Source organism: Nocardia sp. NPDC050408 (assembly GCF_044458905.1).
Classification (GTDB): domain Bacteria; phylum Actinomycetota; class Actinomycetes; order Mycobacteriales; family Mycobacteriaceae; genus Nocardia.
In genome coordinates, this window is record NZ_JBITIL010000027.1 from 1 (window position 1) to 17681 (window position 17681).

The following is a 17681-nucleotide window of genomic DNA, read 5'->3' on the forward strand; positions in this document are numbered from 1 at the left end:
GGATCCAACAACCCGCCACCATGATCAGCGGCTGAATCATCCGTGGTCCGAGACGTATTCGGCGCCACCGCACCCGCAGGCGCAGGCGCCGCCTGACCAGCAGCACCCGGCGCCGACCCAGCCTGCGGCCCCGCAGCCCCCGGCGCAACCGCTCCCGGCGCGACAGCACCCCCAGCGGCTGGAGGTGCCACGCCCTTACCTGGACCGGGCTGAACAGAACCGGCCTGCGGCTGGCCCGGCACCGCATTCTGACCACCCGGATCCGGCGATGAACCCTGTCCGTTTGCGCCCGGCGCCGTAACACTCGGCTGCCCCGATTGTGTGCCGTCTCTACGCCCCAACCGCGTCCATGGCGTCGCCGACTCCGCCGACGAATCTCCTTCGTCCGCTCCGGCATCCGCCTCCGGATCCAGCTCGGGATCGGCGACAACCGGCTCCACCAAAGGACTCGTCACAATCCACCACCCAACGCACGCATACGGATGACGTGCAGCGCGGAGACCTCGAGTACCAGGCAGCGGCGACTCATCTGGCATTCCTCCCATCGGTCACCGGGCCAGGCCGGCATGCCTGGTGGCCACGGCAACTCGTGCGCGTCTTCCCAGAATTATCCTGACCGCGCCGTTTTGCGCCATGGTTCCCAACGCTGGGAATCCTCGACAATGAGTTCGTCGAGAGATGCCCGAGTGGTGCTGTCTGTCGACACTGAATTTGCAGGTCAGGGCCCGTTCTTGGACGGAGTGCACGATCGGAAGGTGGGTGCGGCTATGTCGATATGTGCTGACCCCGTCAGTCGTGCCCGGATTACCGATCCTGTCGGGATGGCCGATTACCAGGTCGTTGTTCAGGTCGCAGGTGCTGCCATCGACCCCGTACTGAGTAGGTGAACAGATGAGCTTTCTCGGCTTGGACTTGAAAGATATCGTCGTGACCGCGGTTTCTGTAGTGCCTGGCGTGGGTGCTCCCCTTGCCGGTCTCACCGACGGCATCTGGACCGGGGTCGAGGAAGGCAGTTTCAGCAAGGGGCTGCAAGCCGGCGCCACGACCTGGGCGATGTCGTCTATTCCGGGCGGGAAACTTGCGGGGGGGCTCTTGGCGAAGGTGGGCGGTCCGATTGCGGAGAAGCTTGCCACTAAGGGAGGGATCGGCAAAGGGATCGATTATCTTGCGAAGAATAAGCAAGATATTTTCAAATGGACGAAGATACCAGGTCTCAAGAATCGCACCGCGTTCGGCAGGGGCGCCAAAGCTGTCGGCGTAGCGGGCTCGCGCGCGACCGGCCGCGCCGCGGGCGCCTATGTCGGAAGTCGTCTGGATGAGGCCGGTTGGTGGCCGGGGAACGGCGGTGGTGGCCCAGAAAAATCTGTGGTAATTCCGGCTCGTCCGGCGGGGGCGGATATACACGGCAATTACTACGGGGCCAAGGACGGGAAAGCAATTATCGGGGATTACAACTCGGAAGGTAAGTCGCAGCAGACGTGGCCGGTGTCGGCATGACGGAAACTCCGGAAATGCCGATCCTCTGGGTTCCGGATGATAATCCCGACGCCGGTTACCCTTCCGACAAGAGCTACCAGATATCACCACCCACCAAGAAGCTCTTGGATAACCAGCTGCTGAAGTTTATTATCACCAACTGGGATGCCCTGGGCAGCGGGAAGACATCCGATCTGCCAGATCCGGGTTCGGTAGCTCAGGTCGGCCAGGTCAGCATGAGTCAGCTGAGATCGCAGACCGTCACCAACTATACGCAGAAGGCTAGTGCGCTCAAGGGTGTTTACAACTCCATGCAGGCCGAGATCAACGAGGTCGTGAAAGCCTCGGCGAAAGATACGAAAGAAGACCGCCTGCAATATCAGAGTGACATGAGCCAGTTTATCAACCTCATGAGTGAATATGCCACAAAGCCGCTAGATAATGGCATGACCATGGATGACTACATCATGTCCTATGTTTCGGATGGTCTGCAGGCTGGAACGAAAATCTATAAAGATGTTGCGGATAAAATGTCCGCCAGCGCCACAAAGATCACTGATCAGGCCAAGACGATCGAGGGCCTGACCAACGATCTCAAGGAACAGAAGGCGATCTCGGAGAAGCAACAGAAGGAGATAGACGCCCTGAAGAAGCAGGGCCCCGGTAACCCGACCGGGACCGGTAATCCTTACGATCCAACGCAGGCCCAGCCGGTCGGCACTGGAACTGGCACTGGCACTGGCACTGGAACCGACGACACCTGGAAGCCCCTCGACCTCGGTGCCGATGGCACTATCAACGACGGCGCCTCGACCGGAACCGGCACTGGCGGCGCGGACGGCTCGGGCACCGGGCCCGGCTCGGTCGGGTCGGTGGACCCGGGCTCCACGAGTCCCACGAGTCCGACGAGCGCCTCCCCGGTCTCGGCAGCCTCCCCTGATTCCGGGATGGGGTCGGGCCTCGGTTCCGGTATGAGCGACATGATGAACTCGATCGGCCCGATGATGCAGCAGCTCGCGCAGCAGGAAATGATGCGCCGCATGCTCGACCAGAACGGCCAGAATGGCCAAGTCCAGCAGCAACCTCTGGCCGCGCAGCCCGCGGTCGCCACGCAGCCCCAGGCGCAGGCCCAGGCCCAGCCGGCGGCGACAACCGCACCAGGTGCCCCGGCGGGGTCGACACCGCCTCCCGGCGCTTCCTCTTCGCAGCCCGGTCAGCCCGCAGGTACGGTGCCCGGCCACACTCCGGGTGCCGACGGCATGGTGGACTACACCTTCCCCGACGGCCGTACTCAGAAGGTCACCGCGGTGGCCGCGCAGGGGCTCGACGCCGCCTTCGGCAACCAGAGCGGTACCGACGCGCAGGCGGCCTATGCAAAGACACCAGCGAAGTGGTCGGACAAGAAGCAGATCGGCGACTCCAAGGATCCGAACGAGGTGATGACCGGCGATGTCGCGGTTTGGAAGGACCGCTCGGCGGTGGTGGTGAAGTTCGGCACCCCGGATTCCGGCGGCACGCTGGAGGCCGTTATCGGCGGAAAGCTGCAAGAGCTGACCTCCGACAACTTGAACCAGCTGTCGGACAGTGCGGGGGAATTCGGAGAGTTCTCCGGATTCGTCCACCCGCACGGCATCGAGGCATCGGCAGCGGGCGATCAGTCGGGCGGGGTGCCCGGCGGTGCCCCGACGGGCGACCAGTCCGGTGCGCCGATGCTCGCGGCTGCGGGCGGGGCGCCTGCCTGAGCACGCGCCAGGGTGAGAGGAGGCAGTGATGGTGGACGTCAACCCGGCGGAGCTCGCCGCCGCGGCGGCGAAACTCGCCGCGCTGGCGCACGCCACCGGACAATCGTTGCCCACGGGCTGGGTGTTGCCGGCTGGCAGCGATCCGATATCGGCCGAGGCGGTTCCGCAGCTCAATGCTCACGCCGCAAATCTGTTGAACGGTATGTCGGGTGTGCTCAGCGAGATTCACAAGACCGCGCAGAAGCTGGGTGCCGCGGCGGCGGATTACACCGTCGCCGACGACGAGGGAGCGCGCAAAGTTAACGGCAGTGGCGGCGAGGTGTTGGCCAATCCCGTCGCGGAGCCGATGCCGCTGAATGTGCGGCAACCGCCGGTTTTCAATATGCCCGCTGCCGGTGCCAGCGTTGATCCGCTGACCTTCGCCAACCAATTGCGTGGCGGTCTCGGAACGGGTCCGGCGAACAAACTGTCGGCGGATGTGCGTGGTTTCCTCGGCGGCTTCCATCCCGCCGCCCTGACGGGCGTGGACGAGGCAACCCAGACGATGCAGCATTGGGTTCCGGTCGGTTCGGCCGCGGCATCCGAGTTGACCAAACATCGTGGCTGGCTCGACGAACTCGGCACCGGGCTGGGCAAGCTGGTCGAGGGCATCGACACCTACAGCAACGCCTTCACCACGGCGAAGGCCAAACACCCGACGCCCGAAGAGATCATCGCGGCCCGCAAGGAACTGCTCAAGGCGATGCGCTCCAAGAACGAGCTCGGCATCCAGGCCGCGCTGGCGAAGTTCCAGGAGCAGAACGCGCGTTCGGCGGAGACCATCACCGGTTACGCCACCACCGTCGGCTCCAAGAACGCGGAAAACGCCGGTTCGTCGAAAACCGGTTCGGGCGAGAGCAGTTCGAGCGGTTCGGGCGACAGCAGTCAGATGCTGAGCAGTCTGGCCCAGATGTTGCCGACCGTAATGAGTTCGCTGATGTCCTCCGGTCTGTTGAATCAGAACAGCACCGACTCGACGACGGACGGGCTCGACGATTACGGCTACAGCGACTACGGCTCGACCGACTACGGTTCGCTCGGTGGCGGTTCGGCCGGTGGTGGTGGGGCCATGCCGATTTCCGATATCACCGGCGCGATGAATTCGTCGTCGAGCACGATCTCGCCCGTAAGTAGCATCGGCCCGATGCCGATGGTGAGTTCCTCGGGCAGTGCCGCGAACAGTTCGAGCCTGCCTCGAACCTCGGTGATCGAGCCGTTGTCGACCTCGGCGGCCGGTGCGGCGCGCGCCGCGGGCACCGGTTCGGGCATGATGCCGTATATGCCGATGTCGCCGGGTATGGGTGGTGCGGGCGGCGGCAATAACGAACGCAATCGCGTGGTGGCCTGGCATCCGGATCGGCTGATGTACGTCGACGACACCCCGCATACCGAACAGGTGATCGGCGAGAAGCCGACGATCGCGCCGACCGTGACACCGCCGACGCCGTCCCAGCCCAATCAGGCGTCCCAATCCGGAGGTTCCGCATGAGTGATATCCACCCCGATGTGCAGGCCGCTCTCGATGCCGCGCGCGAACTGCGCCATAAGATCGCCGATCTGCGCGAGAAGATCGACGGCATCCGGGCCCGTCGGCCGTCGCCGAGCGGCGCGGTGATTCCCGAGGTCGATGCCATGGGACGACTCGTCGGGCTGTACCTCGCTCCGGGCACCGTCGACCGGTTCGAAAGCGATGAACTGGTCACCGAGATCGTCACGGCCATCCGGGAGAGCACCGCCGACGCGGCACGTCAGTACGAGCAGCTCATGGACCGTGATCCGTGGGCCGAGGATCCCGAACCGGCCGCCGTCACCGCGGAGCAGGCGTCATGAGTGATGGCGACGGCGTAACCGTCGCCGACACCGTTCGATGGTTGCACCGCGAGGGGCTGGTCCGTTTGGCCGGGGTTGCCGATCGCACCCCGGATCTGCTGTGCGCGTATGCGATCGATGTAGCTACCGGAACCGTGAACGCGCATCCGGTCACCGGAGTCGGTGTCGGTTCGGACGTGGTCGCCCTTGCCGCGGACGATCTGCCGTATCCAGCTGGTTCACCGAAGCGGTTGGTGGTCGTCGGCGTGACCAGCGCCGAGGCGGTATTGGTCGTGGATCTGGCGGCGACACTGACCATTTCGATCAACGCTGACAATCCGGAGCAAGCGGCTCGTTCCTGGGTGCTGCAGTTGCTGCTGAATCCGGATGTCACGCTCACCACCAACAGCTCCGATCTGGCGGTGGCGGCCAGTGAGCGGTGCCGGCAGAGTTTCATTCCAGGCGGCGGCGCGACGATCATCAATGTCGACGACCAGTTCCCCCCGGCCACCACGATCAGCCTCAATCCGACCGCGGATGGGCCGGATCATCTCGACATCGCCCCGGACGGCACCGGTGAAATGTATCTCGGGGCCCGATTCTGGCAATTGAGTCAGGTCATGACCATCGGCGATGCCGCGTGGAATGCGTTGGCGCAGCAGCTGTCCGAACCCGATGAGCCGACTTCGGATAAACCCGCCGCAGGGCCGCCGGACCGCGTGATCGCGCCCGGCACCGTCGCACGCACCTAGGAGTAGCCGATGACCGAAATCCATGATCTAGACCCGGACGACCTCGACGAGGTCCCGGCGCCGGACTGGCACAGTCTGACCTATGAGGTGTTCAATCCGGACCACACCGTCGGTGTCGCCTGCGGTCGCGACGGCGAGGTCGTCGGGTTGCATATCACCGACGACGCCAGGGACAGCGGGGACACCTGGCTGGCCAACGAGATCCTCCGGCTCGCCCGGCTGGCGCATCTGAAGTCGCGGGTCGGCTTGCGGGCCGAGATGGAGCACAACGGCACCCGCCCGTACACCATCGATTCGTTCGACCTGCCCACCGAATCCTCTTATCGGGCAACCGAAATCGCCGAATTCGGCACCACTTCCTGACAGCCGGAATCTTCAGACAGGACCTGCCATGACCTACATCCTGGATATGGACGATCCGGACGACGTGACGGCAACCCATAATCACCACGTCGGGGTCGTGACCTCTTACACCGGCCAGGTCAGTGCGAATACCGATGCCTTCGTGTTGCAGCACAGTCCGTCATCGGCGCTCGATCACCGTACCGTCAGGGTGCGGGATCTGATCGTCGAATGGTTCGGGGACGCGGTCGATGACCTGAACAGCCATGCCGGTTCGATGCACAGACATGTCGTCGAGACCAACCATGCCATCCGCGGCACCGACGTCGCGGGCGGCACTCAGGTAACCGAGTCGATCTGATTCCCGGATGGACCCGGAGGAGCGCAATAGTCCGCATTGGAAGGCGATTGTCGGCGCGAACTGGCCGGAGATCTCGCCACGCGAGTGGCGTGCGCTGGAGACGGTCTCGCGTGACGGCGCGGAGGCGTTGGATCCTGAGGAGGCCGACCGCGCCCGCCGAGCCTTTGAGGACAGCGTCCGCTCCAGTGCCGGATTGGATCCGATCAAGGACGATCTGCGCGCCCAGCAGGGAACTTTGCGGGGTTTCGTCGATGCGCTGGTGGCCACCGCCGACACCTTCGGGCATATCGCCGGAATCGTCGACCGTACGCGCACCCACATTCTCGACATCGTCGATAACGCCGACCGCAAAATTCGCGCTGTTCCCGATGAGGTCTCCGACGAAGACGGCGACGGTTCGACCGTCGATGAGGAGCAGGCCAAGGTCAAGGAGATCATCGGACAGGCACGGGCCGAGGTCGACGAGGTGGCGAGGCACGCGCTGACCCTGATCGGACCGGGTGGCCTGCCGGAGTTGGAGGCGATCGCGGCCGCATTGGGGCAGCCGGGGCCGTGGCAACGTCGATCCTCCGGAGGGCCTGGAAATCGCGGACATTCGGATCCGCACGCGGGACATGGGCCGCGGCATCCCGGGGCGCCACACCAGCGGCCGCCCGGCGTTCCGGGCTGGCCCAACGGCTGGCGATTGCCGGATGGTCCTGGGGTGCCTCGGATCCCGGCATTGGACGCGCTGAATCGGCTCTTCGATCAACTCGGGCTGCCGCGGCCGTTCTCGCCGCTGCCCGGTGGTGAGCTCGGCGTGCCGAGCGTGCCGAGCGGGCCGGGCGGCACGGACAGCCCGATTGTGACGCAGCCAGCGATGGGACCGCCGCCGGGTACCGAGCCGCAGGCGCAGGCGCCCAGTGCATCGTCGACCGGCATAGGTGCGCCCGGCTACGGGGCGGCCCCCGACTCCGGCTACCGGCCACAGCATATCGGTGAATCCGCAGGTGCGGCCGACGCCGGCGCGTCCCAGCCGGGGGCGACGACTTCCGGTGACAGCGGCTCGACATCCGCTGCGGCGGAAACTCTCTCGACATCCGAGGGCGGTTCCACCGACCATGACGTGATAGGTACGGGGTCGAAGCCCGGTACGGATAAGTCGCTTGGGGTAAACCCCGATGGGGAACGCTTGGATTCGGCGCCGGGTGGCTTGTTCGCAACCATGCCGGGTGCCTTCGCGGGGCCGGTAGCGCCGCCGGTCGTCGGGCCGCCGATGGTTACGGCACCGCCCGCTACCGCGCCACCGGCTGCGACAGGTGCCGCGGCGAGTCCGTCGGCACCGGGGGCAGATACGCGAGCGCCCCAGGGAGGCGATTCGCGGATTTCCGGTGCGGGGCCCCGGGTTTCGCCGGGACCACCAGCGGCGTCCGGTGTTTCGGCTCCGGGTGTTTCGGTGCCGCCTGGCAGGAACGCGCCACCGCGTCCGGTACCCGGGGTTCCGGTCGGGTCGGATGCGACCCCCGATGACTCCGAAAAGTCCTCCGGCAGTGACCATCTGCGCGATGCGGTCGGTGCCGCGATGATCGCGGCGGCGGCCCCGACGTTCATGGTCGGTGAACGGGTCGATGGCGATCTCGCACTGGCACGCACCTTGCTGAGCAGCCTGCTCGCGGCGGCCGAGTCCGCGACGGTCGGCACGGCCTGGGCGGTGTCGGTAATGCGACATCCCGGCGGTATCGGCGCGTTCGTCACCTCGAACGAGGGACAGGGATGGATGCCGGCGCGGGTGTACCTGCCTCGGGAATTATCGACGCCGTGGGTATGGTCGGTCTCGGATACAGCCTGGGAGGGGATCGCCGATCCGGCCCGGGTACTCGCGGAATTCGCATTGGCCTGGGGTAAGAAAACCGGGGCTCGGCTGACCGCATTGGCATCCTCGCTACCGATCGAGGACGCGCTGAGTAGACAAATGGGCGATGTGCCGACGGCAGCTTCGGTCGGCGCCGCGGTGATGATGGACTTCGCCAGTCCGGCAGCAGGTTTGGTGGACCGGCTGGAACTGATCGGCGCGCCGCAACTGCTGGAGCGGGCCGCATCGGTGCCCACCGACCGGATCGGTTGGCGCTGCGTGGAACTCGCCGTCGACGCGCATGCGCGCACGGCACGGCTGGGACCGAATGCCGCGACCGCGCTCGGCACCGCTGCCGTGCGCGAGCGGATCTTACAGGCATTCCGGCAGGCCAAACCGGTTCCGGAACAGTGGTGGGAAGAGCTGCGCGATGCCGATGATCTGTTGGTGGCGTCCATGTTGCCGCTGAAGGCGGATGTTTCGCGAATTCCATTGGGGGAGCTACGATCGGAAACCGCCGCTGGCCGCTCCGCTTCGGATGCGTCGGTACTGCGGTCGATGCTGTTCGAACGGCGCTGTGACGAATTGGTGCTGCTGTTGGCGGAGGAACCGACCCGGCAGCGCTTGCGCGATGCGATCTACGCGCACGGACAACTCGTCGACCACCCGGCTTTCACGCAAATGTCCGCCCAGACACCGCCGCCCGCGCCGCGCCGCGCGTCGGTCACCGCACCTCCGACGAGGTGAATCCCAGCGTCACGGCGCCGTAGTGCGGATATTTCCGCCGGGCACGGCGGATGTTCTGGGTATGTGGTTGTCATAGCGTTCGAGATGCCGAGGGGTCGGTCGAGCGCAGCGCTCGCGGACCAGCTCGGCTGCGGACCTCTCTTCGAGAGCCTGCGATAAATATCTGCTATCGAATGCTTGGAGGTTATCGACTTCAGCAACTGTTGATCAGATCAGCTACACGCAGTGCCGATCTACGCACGCCGCGCGCAATGAGCGACTGCGCAAATATTTGGTGCGGTATCACGCGTAATTGTCTCCGGTTTCCGCAGTGAGATACGCGTGGTGGCGATTCGACGCCCGCCCTTGTGCGGTTGACATGCGGTTATGTTGCCATGTCCGCAATTCGGCGCGGTCGGGGGAGTGGGCTTATGCTGCTGTCCTCGGTGGCGTCATTTCATATCGGAAAAGTGGAAAAGTCGTATCGGCGCAACTTTAGAAATTCTTAAGATAACTGTTAAGTAACAATATTTAACACATTGTGAGATCTGCGTTAATGTTTCCTCCTCCGGTGGAGGCGCCTTCGCCACATGCGTAACGTCCGTCTCCGGAGACACCTTCAAAACCCAGGATCTCTGAATTCTTTCCATACGAGCGATGATCCTGCGTACTTTTTGGAGCAGTAAATGGACACTGATACCAGATCCGCATCGCCGTTACCTGGAGTCGCCGCGGTTCTCGCCTCGGGCCGTCGAGCCGAAAGCGCCGCGGATATTCGAGCTCGTTTCGAACGGGCCTCTCGCCAGGCCTGCGCAAGATCGATTACGTGCTGGAATCGGGCGCGGCGCGCGAATCGCAGCGCATACTCGATATCGGTTGCGGTCGAGGCGGTCTGATGCGCGCGGCCCTGGACCGGTTCGCAGTCTCGCACGCTACCGGAATCACCTCGAGCAGTCAGCAATACGACTACATCAAGGGCCGAGCGGATGACCGCATCGACGTTCGACTCGAGAGTTGGGTCGACCATCAGCCGGACGACGCTATTTTCTGCGTCGGTGCGATGGAGCACTTTATTCGATTCGGGTCGTCGCGACAGGAGAAGGTCGCGGCGTATCGGCGATTCTTCGAGCACTGCTACAAAATTCTGAAGCCGGGTGGCCGACTTGTCGTGCAGACGATCGCCAAGGGCAACCGGCCGATCGACCAGGCCGTCGTCGCCGATAATGCCTTCCTCTGGGCGGAGATCTTCCCGGAATCCGATATGCCCAGGTTCGCCGAGGTGGCGCATGCGGCCGAGAAGCTGTTCGGGGTGCGCTCGGTAACCAACGGCAGGGAAGACTACGCCAAGACCTGCCGGGAATGGCTCGAACGTCTTCGGGCGAATCGCGATAAGGCGATCGAAGTCGTCGGCGAAAGGTCCGTGCACACCTACGAGCGGTACCTCGACGTGTCCGCTGGCCAATTCGACAACGAGCACCTGGTTCTGCTCCGGTTCGTGTTCCGGCGAGTGCCCGAATAGACGCGAGCGAGCACAGATACGTGGATCCGCAGCCGAAGGCTGGGACCTCGAGAGAAAGGAAACATCGGATGAAGAAGATCAGCGCGATGACCACGCACGCGGCTGTGCTGGCACGAATCGCAATTGTGGCTGCCACCAGCACCGGCCTGGCCACGGTAGCGGCAGGCGTCGCCAGCGCGACCATCGAAAGCGATCAAGCGATAAAGCGTGACCGCGTCGCGGTGGTGTGGGATCGCTGAACGTGTTCGGTCTACCTTGGGGTCGGCGCCATCGGGCGCCGGCCCCGCAGATCCCGTCCGGACCAGCGGATGGACCGGGACATGAGCGAGCCGTGAATGGCTACGAAATCCTCGCCGAAGTCGTGCGGTTGCCGATCAGCACTTGGCGCTACGAATGGGAATCGCCGGATGTTCGACACCTGGGTCCGATGGCGCAGGACTTTCGTGCTGCCTTCGGTTTCGGGGACAGCGATAAGAGGATCTACAACGTCGATGCCAGCGGTGTCGCGCTGGTTTGTATTCAGGCTCTGCACAACGAGATCGCCGAACTCCGCGCGGAGCTCGACCAGTTGCGTGCGAAGTCGTGAAATCGAGTATTTACCCTGTCCAATACAATGATGTCTGGGATTGCTGAATGGGAAAGATTGCCAAGGCCGTGCGAGTGGTTGCCGCAGCCGACGTCGCGGAAGTGGTCGGACCGCAGGAGCAGCATCTGCTGCCCTGCATAACCAGGGATACCTGTGGTGCCGAAGGGATTTCGGCGGCGATGGTGAATATGGCGCCGGGGAAGGTGGCGCGGGCGCATCTGCACGAGCGCAGTGAAACCATCGTGTTCTGCGTGACCGGACGGGCGGTAACCCTGATCGGTCCGGAATTGGAGCCGTACGTGCACGGACCGGGCGAATTCCTGTACATCCCGGAGGGGGTAGTGCATGTGGCGGTGAATCTCAGCGACACCGACGGTTTGGTGGCGGTGGATGTGCGCACCGATCCGCTGTTCAGCGACGATCTCGTGCTGACGCCGGAATTCGACGCCGCGGCAGTCGAGATCGCCGCGCGCCTGCGGCAGGAGCTGGCTCGGGTATGAGTGAGCGCAGCGAGCGAACAATCAACACAGCCACGAGCGTGCTCGGGCCGGAGCCGAGCGCCAGCGAGGTGGAGGCTATGAGTGAGCGCAGCGAGCGAACAATCAACACAGCCACGAGCGTGCTCGGGCCGGAGCCGAGCGCCAGCGAGGTGGAGGCGTGAGCACGGGTGTCGCGTTCGGCCGGGAAGCGGCCATGCGCAGCGGGCCGATCGACGACGCGTTCGCGACATTGGCGCGGCGACCGGATGTGATCTCGTTCGCGGTCGGTGCACCGGACCCGGCACTGCTGCCGGGTGAGCTGGTGTCGTCCTTAGCTGGGGCCGCGATCGCGAAGTACGGGAATACCGTGTTGCAGTACGGACTCACCCAGGGTTTCCCGCCGTTGCTGGAGCAGGCGCGAATACTGTTGTCCGGCAGAGGAATCGGATGTTCACCTGAACGGGTGCATATCGCAACGGGCGGATCAGGGGCATTGCACAACATCTGCATGGCGCTGTTGAATCCCGGTGCGGTGGTGCTCGTGGAGACCCCGACCTACGGTCCTGCCGTGAAGGTGTTCCGCAGCCACGGCGCGCTGGTGGTCGAGGTTGCCTCCGATGCGGACGGCATTCTGCCGGAAGCATTGGATAGCGCACTGGCACAACATGATCCGGCGTTCGTATATCTCTTGCCGACTTTCCAGAACCCGACGGGACGGACCATGTCCACGGCACGGCGTACGCAGGTCGCCGAGGTGATCACCCGGCACGACGCATTGGTCGTGGAAGACGATGTGTACACCGACCTGCGGTATTGCGGTGAGCCATTGCCGCCGCTGTGGTCCTTCGCGCCGGACCGCACCGCCTACATCACCTCACTGTCGAAAACTCTTGCCCCGGCATTGCGGATCGGCATTACGGTGCTGCCGGATGACCTGCTCGAGCCCGTACTGGCCCTGAAACAGGGCATCGATATGCAGACCTCCGCCTTCAACCAGGCGATCGCCGCCGAATTCCTCGGCACACCAGTGGGATCCGAGCATCTGAGCCTGCTCGTGAAATCTTATGCGGCCAAATTGAATACGGTAGTGACCGCATTGGGAAAGTACTTTCCGCCCGGATTCAGTTGGACCGAACCCGATGGCGGAATGTTCGTATGGGTCGAGGGCCCAGCGGATTTCGACGCCGACATGTTGGTTGTCCCAGCGCTGAACAGGGGAGTCGCATTCCTGCCCGGATCCGCGTTCTTCGCGGCCCCCGACGCACCCCGCAACGCGATCCGGCTGAGCTTCGCCACCGTGCCCGAACATCGGATCGAACCGGGCATCGAACTGCTCGCCGGACTGTGCGAATGAGCATCGTCGGCGTCTGGGAGGTGGTGGCCGACGGCGCACCGTTTCGCTACCACGTCATGACCTTCCACGCGGATGGCACCATGGCGCAATCGAATCCGGATCACGGCAATCGCGCCACCAGTGACAGCAATGGGATGGGCACCTGGAAGGCCGAGGGTGCAACGGTCTCGGGTGCGTTCCTCGAATTCACCGTCGACCGCGCGGACCCCTCGTCGGTGCAGAAGGGAATCGTGCGGTTCGACCTGACCGTGGACGGTGACGAGTTCACCGGCTCAGCCAGCGCAACCTTCTACGACTTATCCGGCACCCCACGCCGCGGTCCGCTCCCCGCCACCCTCACCGGCCGCCGTTTCGCCTATCCGGCGGCATCGGAAATCGCATGAAACCTCCGCATCCTCTTGGGTGACCAGTGGCTGGAGCGGACTACGATCAGCCTTCCCGACGCCATGGCAGCCGAGGCCGAGGCCGCCGGCGCCCATGGCGAACTCCCTTCGTCTCCGCACGCGAGCCACCCGTACGCCGGGGCTAGGCTCCTCGAGCCGCGCATGTTTTTGCGCGCCGCGCATGAAATTGCCTGGAATTGTGTGCGTGGCGGGCAAATTCGTGCGCGTCATCGTCGGAGCGCTAGTTGGGGGGTGGGGTGCGGAGGATTGAGCCGAGAGGGTGGGGGCGGTGGGTGGTGCGGGTTTGGGCGCGGTGGAAGCGGGAGCCGAGGAGGTCGGGGGTGGTGAGGTCGGGCCAGGTCCAGCGGATGACTTCCCAGCCGAGGTCTCGGAGGCGGTCTTCGCGCAGCTTCTCGCGGTAGACCGCATCTGCGGCACTTCGGTGCGGTCCCAGATAGTTGTCGTATTTTACTTTGCCGTCGAATTCGCCGATGACACCGAGTTCCGGCCAACAGAAGTCGGTGCGTCCAACGAACTGGCCGACCTCGTCGAGGATCACGGTCTGCAGTTCGGGCTTCGGCAGGCCGAGTCGGGCCATGAGTACCCGACTGCGCGATTCGCCGACGCTTTCGCTACGGCCGTCGAGCACTTCGATCGTGCGCAGGGCGGCACGATACCCCGGTCGTCCTTCGGCATAGGCGATCGACCGGCGCAGTGAAGCACGAGTGATCGAGAACCGATGCATCGCGGCATCGCCGAGCACAACCGCCTGCTCCAATTCGAGTGTTCGGGCCAAATCGACAACGGTCCGGTCAGGTACGAGAACCTGCAGCGATGCGATCGTGGTGACGTCCTCGTCCCGGAAGGGGGCACAGTGCACGTGTAAGTGCCTGCCTCGATGACCGCTGCCCTGCCGACGGGTCACGTGGACCCGATCCAACGGCACGTCCCACAACGGGAGTTCGTGAAGAGCGGCCGAGGACTGGTGGCTGATCGCCCCCGATGACGACAACCGTCGCGCCGTGGCCTCGATCAGCAACAAGTATCGAGTCGGCCGATCCATCGATTCGTATGCATCCGGCGGTAGATAGCATCCCGGCCGCACCCGAGCCCACCCCTCACGCGCGATTTTGCGTCGCAACTCACTGTCGCTACCCCCGTCCGCCAACACATCCCGCCGCTGGATCGCCCCGAACTCCATTCGCCCATCCTGCACCCCACCCCACCTCGACACCCTCGCCGAACCCGCCCACCTGTGGACAACCGCCCCCTGTGGATAACTTTGTCTCGCGCACCTTTTCGCCCGCCACGCACGAATTTGCCCGGTGAAAACGTGCGCGGCGGGCGAAAAGGTGCGCAGGGCGGGAAGTTGGTTCGCGCGGGGGAGGTGGGGAAGCTGGTTTCGGGTGCGTTTGTGCTGGGCGGCCTCACTCCGGAAGGGGTTCGGAGTGAGGGCGCTTCGATGTTGGGTGGTCAGGCGGGGTGGTTGAAGGCTCCCGCTTGGACCTCTGCGGTGAAGGTGTCCCATTCGGTCGGGGTGAAGGTCAGGGCTGGGCCGGTTGGGTTTTTGGAGTCGCGGATGCCGATGATGCCGGTGTCGAGGAAGGCGACCTCCACACAGTCTTTGGACGCTCCACTGCGGCTGCTTTTGAACCAATTGGCTTCGGACAGATCAGTATTCACGCTGGTACTCCTTGCCGTTCGGGCATAGGTGGTCAGGCGTTGCCGTTGAATTCTCCGTCTTGCACGCGTGCGGTGAAGGTGTCCCATTCGGTCGGGGTGAAGGTCAGGGCTGGGCCGGTTGGGTTTTTGGAGTCGCGGACGCCGATGATGCCGGTGTCGAGGAAGGCGACCTCCACACAGTCTTTGGTCCCGCCGCTGCGGCTGCTCTTGAACCACCGGGCTCCGGACAGGTCAATGTTCATGCTGGTACTCCCTTGCCATCTTCCGCAGCAGTGCTCTGCTGCTGACCTCATCCAACGCCGCGCACTCGATGCGTTGGTACGCATGCCTGTACCGCTGCACGATACCGACCTTCTCCGAATACATATCGCCCGTGTAATTCTCGGCGTAGACGATAGTGGGTTCGATCGGCTCGCCTCGGCTGTCGACTGGGAACTCCAGGATCACGAAGGTTCCGATCAGTTCACCGGTCGGCATTCCCGAGGAGAACGGCAGTATTCGGATACTGACGTTAGGCATCGTGCTGGCGTCTGCCAAGTGTTTTAGCTGGGCGGCCATGACCGAGGGACCGCCGATCACGCGGCGCAACACCGTCTCGCCGAGGATCACGTTGATCTTGGCGGGTCTCGTTTTGCGAGTGATGAGATTCTGCCGCCGCAGTTTCATCTCGACGCGTCGCTCGCGCTCCTCGTCAGTATCGCCAGGGCTGGCGATACGCGCCATGATCCGCGCATAATCAGCCGTTTGCAGCAGTCCCGGAACAAGATCCGGTTGATAGGTCGTCAACGTCTCGGCAGCGGACTCCAACCCCATGAAGACACTGAAGTTCTCCGGAATCAGATCTCCGAACTCATGCCACCACGACTTCTCCGCCGCCTGCTTCGCCAACCCCCGAAGCCCTTCCGCGCGTTCGGGATCGATGCGATAGATATCGATCATCCCATCGAGCTCACGCATCCGGATCTTCTGGTTCTGCCCCTTCTCGTACCGCTGAAGGGTGCTCTTACTCCACTCCATCAGCCGTGCGGCATCCTCCAGCGTCAATCCGATCGCGTCACGTGCTTCGCGCAGCAATCGCCCGAGCTGACGACGAGTGATGCTGCTATCGCTGTCCACCAATGAATTACCCCCATATTTCGAGCCGGCATGTGCTCCAGAATCGGGAAGACCTTCCCACAAACTTCGGCTTTGCGCTGGGCTTTTTCGCCGATTGACAGGGGTTCCCGTTTCCGCCTTCCAAGACGCCCGCACGGGGTGTGTCCTAGTCGAGGCGGTCGGCCGATCCCACGGGTCTACCGCCACCATTGACCACCGATACGCCGATGCGAAGGTTCGCGGACATGACGAACATCCAAGCGGGACAGCCGAATACAGCCTACGTCCGTGCTCGTCCGGACGAGGGTGACGCGCGCAAACCCAAGGCGGTCGGCCTGGTCCGGACCGGCGTGTCCGGCCTTGCCGCGCCGCGACATGCGGCCGAGATCCGCCGCCACGCAGAACATCTGGGGTACCACTACCTCTACACGGTCCGTCCACCGGAGCATCCGGACACCGACCCGATCGGCTACGGCCTCACCATCGCCACCGGTGTGCAAGCCGCCGCCCTGATCGTCTACGACCTGGCCAGCGTGGACAACACACCCGCCCGCGTCTGCGAAACCTGCGACCTCGAAACAGTCTGCCCGCCGGTGACATGGGCGCGCGCCATGCTCAGCAGCATCACTCCGGACCACGCGCACCCCGACCATGCGCTCACCGTCGCCGAGTCACATCGAATCATGCAGCAGCACATAACATGCCGCGCTATCACCTGCCCCATGAAGTCCGCGGCTCTCAGACGTCTGGTCCGCGCAGGCGCGCTCGTCCCACCGGCCATGAGCCCGCGCGAACGCGCCGCGGCTCGCGGCCTGCCATTCGAACCGATCAGAAACGAGCCGTCGGCGTGGCACGGCCCTGATCTCGCAACGCTGCTGGATGTGCTGGACGCGCTCACCGACAAGGATTCCCACCCCACCCGTGCCATCGGTTCATAGCCGCCGAATGGACGGCATCCACCGAACCGAAGTCGATCGCCTGCAAGCAACCTGGCAGCTGGACCACCGTCACGTAATCCAAATCATGTGCGTACACAACATATCCGACCCGACACCACTGGCCACCTTCGACCCTGGCGGCTATCCCGACCTCGTCGAAGCACGCGAACGCCTCCCGAAACTGGCCCAACTCTGGGACGCCGTCCGCCACGACTTCTGGACCGAAGTCATTCCGGCACACCGCCGTTCCCCGCCACCGGAGCCATCGCGATAGCGCGGATCCGGTGCTCGCTCGCAGCACGGAACGGTAACGCCCTGCCAGCGGAAATCCTCGATGAAGTTGGCTACGTTTAACCCCGGTGGGAGGTGTGACCCCGAGTTCCGGCCCGCGGAAGTCGCTGCGTCCGGCGAGTCGGCTTGCCCCGGTCACCACCGCCCCGCTGGTGAGTCACATGGACCCGATCCAACGGCAGACCCCAGTTCGGCTATCCGCTGGCGCCGGAATTGGTATGAACATCTTCATGCCGTGCGTACGAGTTCGATCTCGACCGCGGAGATGGTGGAAT

The 17681-nt window shown here is 64.1% G+C and carries 21 protein-coding genes and 1 pseudogene; 17 read left to right on the plus strand and 5 right to left on the minus strand.

Translation table 11 applies throughout. The features are described from left to right. A pseudogene (locus ACIBJI_RS38980) lies at window positions 1-455 on the minus strand (hypothetical protein); the annotation flags it as partial. Between the two features lie 436 nt (window positions 456-891). On the opposite strand from ACIBJI_RS38980, the gene ACIBJI_RS38985 reads away from it, so the two are divergent. The 15 genes from ACIBJI_RS38985 (at window position 892) to ACIBJI_RS39055 (ending at window position 13399) form a co-directional block, all read left to right on the plus strand. Continuing rightward, complete coding sequence (locus tag ACIBJI_RS38985) at window positions 892-1497, plus strand: hypothetical protein (RefSeq protein WP_364356679.1); 606 nt, start codon at window positions 892-894, stop codon at window positions 1495-1497. After that, window positions 1494-3218, plus strand: coding sequence for a hypothetical protein (locus ACIBJI_RS38990; protein WP_397088063.1), 1725 nt, complete (start codon window positions 1494-1496; stop codon window positions 3216-3218). The genes ACIBJI_RS38985 and ACIBJI_RS38990 overlap by 4 nt, the downstream gene beginning before the upstream one ends. A gap of 28 nt (window positions 3219-3246) precedes the next feature. Next, on the plus strand, window positions 3247-4746 hold the full coding sequence (locus ACIBJI_RS38995) for a PE domain-containing protein (RefSeq protein ID WP_397088065.1): 1500 nt from the start codon (window positions 3247-3249) through the stop codon (window positions 4744-4746). Continuing rightward, window positions 4743-5087, plus strand: coding sequence for a YbaB/EbfC family nucleoid-associated protein (locus tag ACIBJI_RS39000; RefSeq protein ID WP_397088067.1), 345 nt, complete (start codon window positions 4743-4745; stop codon window positions 5085-5087). Before ACIBJI_RS38995 ends, ACIBJI_RS39000 begins: the two co-directional genes overlap by 4 nt. Beyond that, on the plus strand, window positions 5084-5818 hold the full coding sequence (locus ACIBJI_RS39005) for a hypothetical protein (RefSeq protein WP_397088069.1): 735 nt from the start codon (window positions 5084-5086) through the stop codon (window positions 5816-5818). Before ACIBJI_RS39000 ends, ACIBJI_RS39005 begins: the two co-directional genes overlap by 4 nt. 9 nt (window positions 5819-5827) lie before the next feature. After that, entirely contained in the window at window positions 5828-6181 is a 354-nt protein-coding gene (locus ACIBJI_RS39010) for a hypothetical protein (protein WP_364356694.1), read from the plus strand. A 28-nt stretch (window positions 6182-6209) separates the two neighbouring features. Next, window positions 6210-6521 carry a hypothetical protein gene (locus ACIBJI_RS39015; protein WP_364356697.1) on the plus strand — a complete coding sequence of 104 codons (312 nt, stop codon included), beginning with the start codon at window positions 6210-6212 and terminating at the stop codon, window positions 6519-6521. A gap of 7 nt (window positions 6522-6528) precedes the next feature. Next, window positions 6529-9099, plus strand: a complete 2571-nt coding sequence (locus ACIBJI_RS39020) for a hypothetical protein (protein WP_397088071.1) — start codon at window positions 6529-6531, stop codon at window positions 9097-9099. A 796-nt stretch (window positions 9100-9895) separates the two neighbouring features. Next, window positions 9896-10597, plus strand: coding sequence for a class I SAM-dependent methyltransferase (locus ACIBJI_RS39025; protein WP_397088087.1), 702 nt, complete (start codon window positions 9896-9898; stop codon window positions 10595-10597). A gap of 68 nt (window positions 10598-10665) precedes the next feature. Then, the gene (locus tag ACIBJI_RS39030) at window positions 10666-10836 is read left to right on the plus strand and encodes a hypothetical protein (RefSeq protein ID WP_397088073.1); all 171 of its coding nucleotides are present in this window, start codon (window positions 10666-10668) and stop codon (window positions 10834-10836) included. A 92-nt stretch (window positions 10837-10928) separates the two neighbouring features. Then, on the plus strand, window positions 10929-11183 hold the full coding sequence (locus tag ACIBJI_RS39035; RefSeq protein WP_364356706.1) for a tail fiber domain-containing protein: 255 nt from the start codon (window positions 10929-10931) through the stop codon (window positions 11181-11183). Between the two features lie 47 nt (window positions 11184-11230). Then, entirely contained in the window at window positions 11231-11683 is a 453-nt protein-coding gene (locus ACIBJI_RS39040) for a cupin domain-containing protein (protein ID WP_364356709.1), read from the plus strand. Then, on the plus strand, window positions 11680-11844 hold the full coding sequence (locus ACIBJI_RS39045) for a hypothetical protein (protein ID WP_364356712.1): 165 nt from the start codon (window positions 11680-11682) through the stop codon (window positions 11842-11844). Before ACIBJI_RS39040 ends, ACIBJI_RS39045 begins: the two co-directional genes overlap by 4 nt. Then, window positions 11841-13016, plus strand: coding sequence for a PLP-dependent aminotransferase family protein (locus ACIBJI_RS39050; RefSeq protein ID WP_364356715.1), 1176 nt, complete (start codon window positions 11841-11843; stop codon window positions 13014-13016). Before ACIBJI_RS39045 ends, ACIBJI_RS39050 begins: the two co-directional genes overlap by 4 nt. Continuing rightward, a complete protein-coding gene (locus ACIBJI_RS39055) occupies window positions 13013-13399 on the plus strand; it encodes a hypothetical protein (protein WP_364356718.1) in 387 nt (128 codons plus the stop codon). Before ACIBJI_RS39050 ends, ACIBJI_RS39055 begins: the two co-directional genes overlap by 4 nt. A gap of 241 nt (window positions 13400-13640) precedes the next feature. Here ACIBJI_RS39055 and ACIBJI_RS39060 read toward each other — a convergent pair whose 3' ends face one another. From ACIBJI_RS39060 to ACIBJI_RS39075, 4 genes are all read right to left on the minus strand, one after another. Then, window positions 13641-14600, minus strand: a complete 960-nt coding sequence (locus ACIBJI_RS39060; RefSeq protein WP_364356721.1) for a hypothetical protein — start codon at window positions 14598-14600, stop codon at window positions 13641-13643. A gap of 272 nt (window positions 14601-14872) precedes the next feature. Then, on the minus strand, window positions 14873-15082 hold the full coding sequence (locus ACIBJI_RS39065) for a DUF397 domain-containing protein (RefSeq protein ID WP_396960200.1): 210 nt from the start codon (window positions 15080-15082) through the stop codon (window positions 14873-14875). 32 nt (window positions 15083-15114) lie between these two features. Further along, window positions 15115-15324 carry a DUF397 domain-containing protein gene (locus tag ACIBJI_RS39070; protein WP_397088077.1) on the minus strand — a complete coding sequence of 70 codons (210 nt, stop codon included), beginning with the start codon at window positions 15322-15324 and terminating at the stop codon, window positions 15115-15117. Continuing rightward, a complete protein-coding gene (locus ACIBJI_RS39075) occupies window positions 15314-16333 on the minus strand; it encodes a helix-turn-helix domain-containing protein (protein ID WP_397088079.1) in 1020 nt (339 codons plus the stop codon). The genes ACIBJI_RS39070 and ACIBJI_RS39075 overlap by 11 nt, the downstream gene beginning before the upstream one ends. Window positions 16334-16422: 89 nt before the next feature. Here ACIBJI_RS39075 and ACIBJI_RS39080 point away from each other — a divergent pair, with 89 nt between their 5' ends. Together ACIBJI_RS39080 and ACIBJI_RS39085 are read left to right on the plus strand one after the other, a co-directional pair. Further along, window positions 16423-17115 (plus strand): hypothetical protein, encoded by a 693-nt coding sequence (locus tag ACIBJI_RS39080; RefSeq protein WP_397088081.1) that lies wholly within the window; start codon window positions 16423-16425, stop codon window positions 17113-17115. Window positions 17116-17122: 7 nt separating this feature from the next. Further along, complete coding sequence (locus ACIBJI_RS39085; RefSeq protein ID WP_397088083.1) at window positions 17123-17389, plus strand: hypothetical protein; 267 nt, start codon at window positions 17123-17125, stop codon at window positions 17387-17389. Window positions 17390-17681 lie beyond the last annotated feature (292 nt).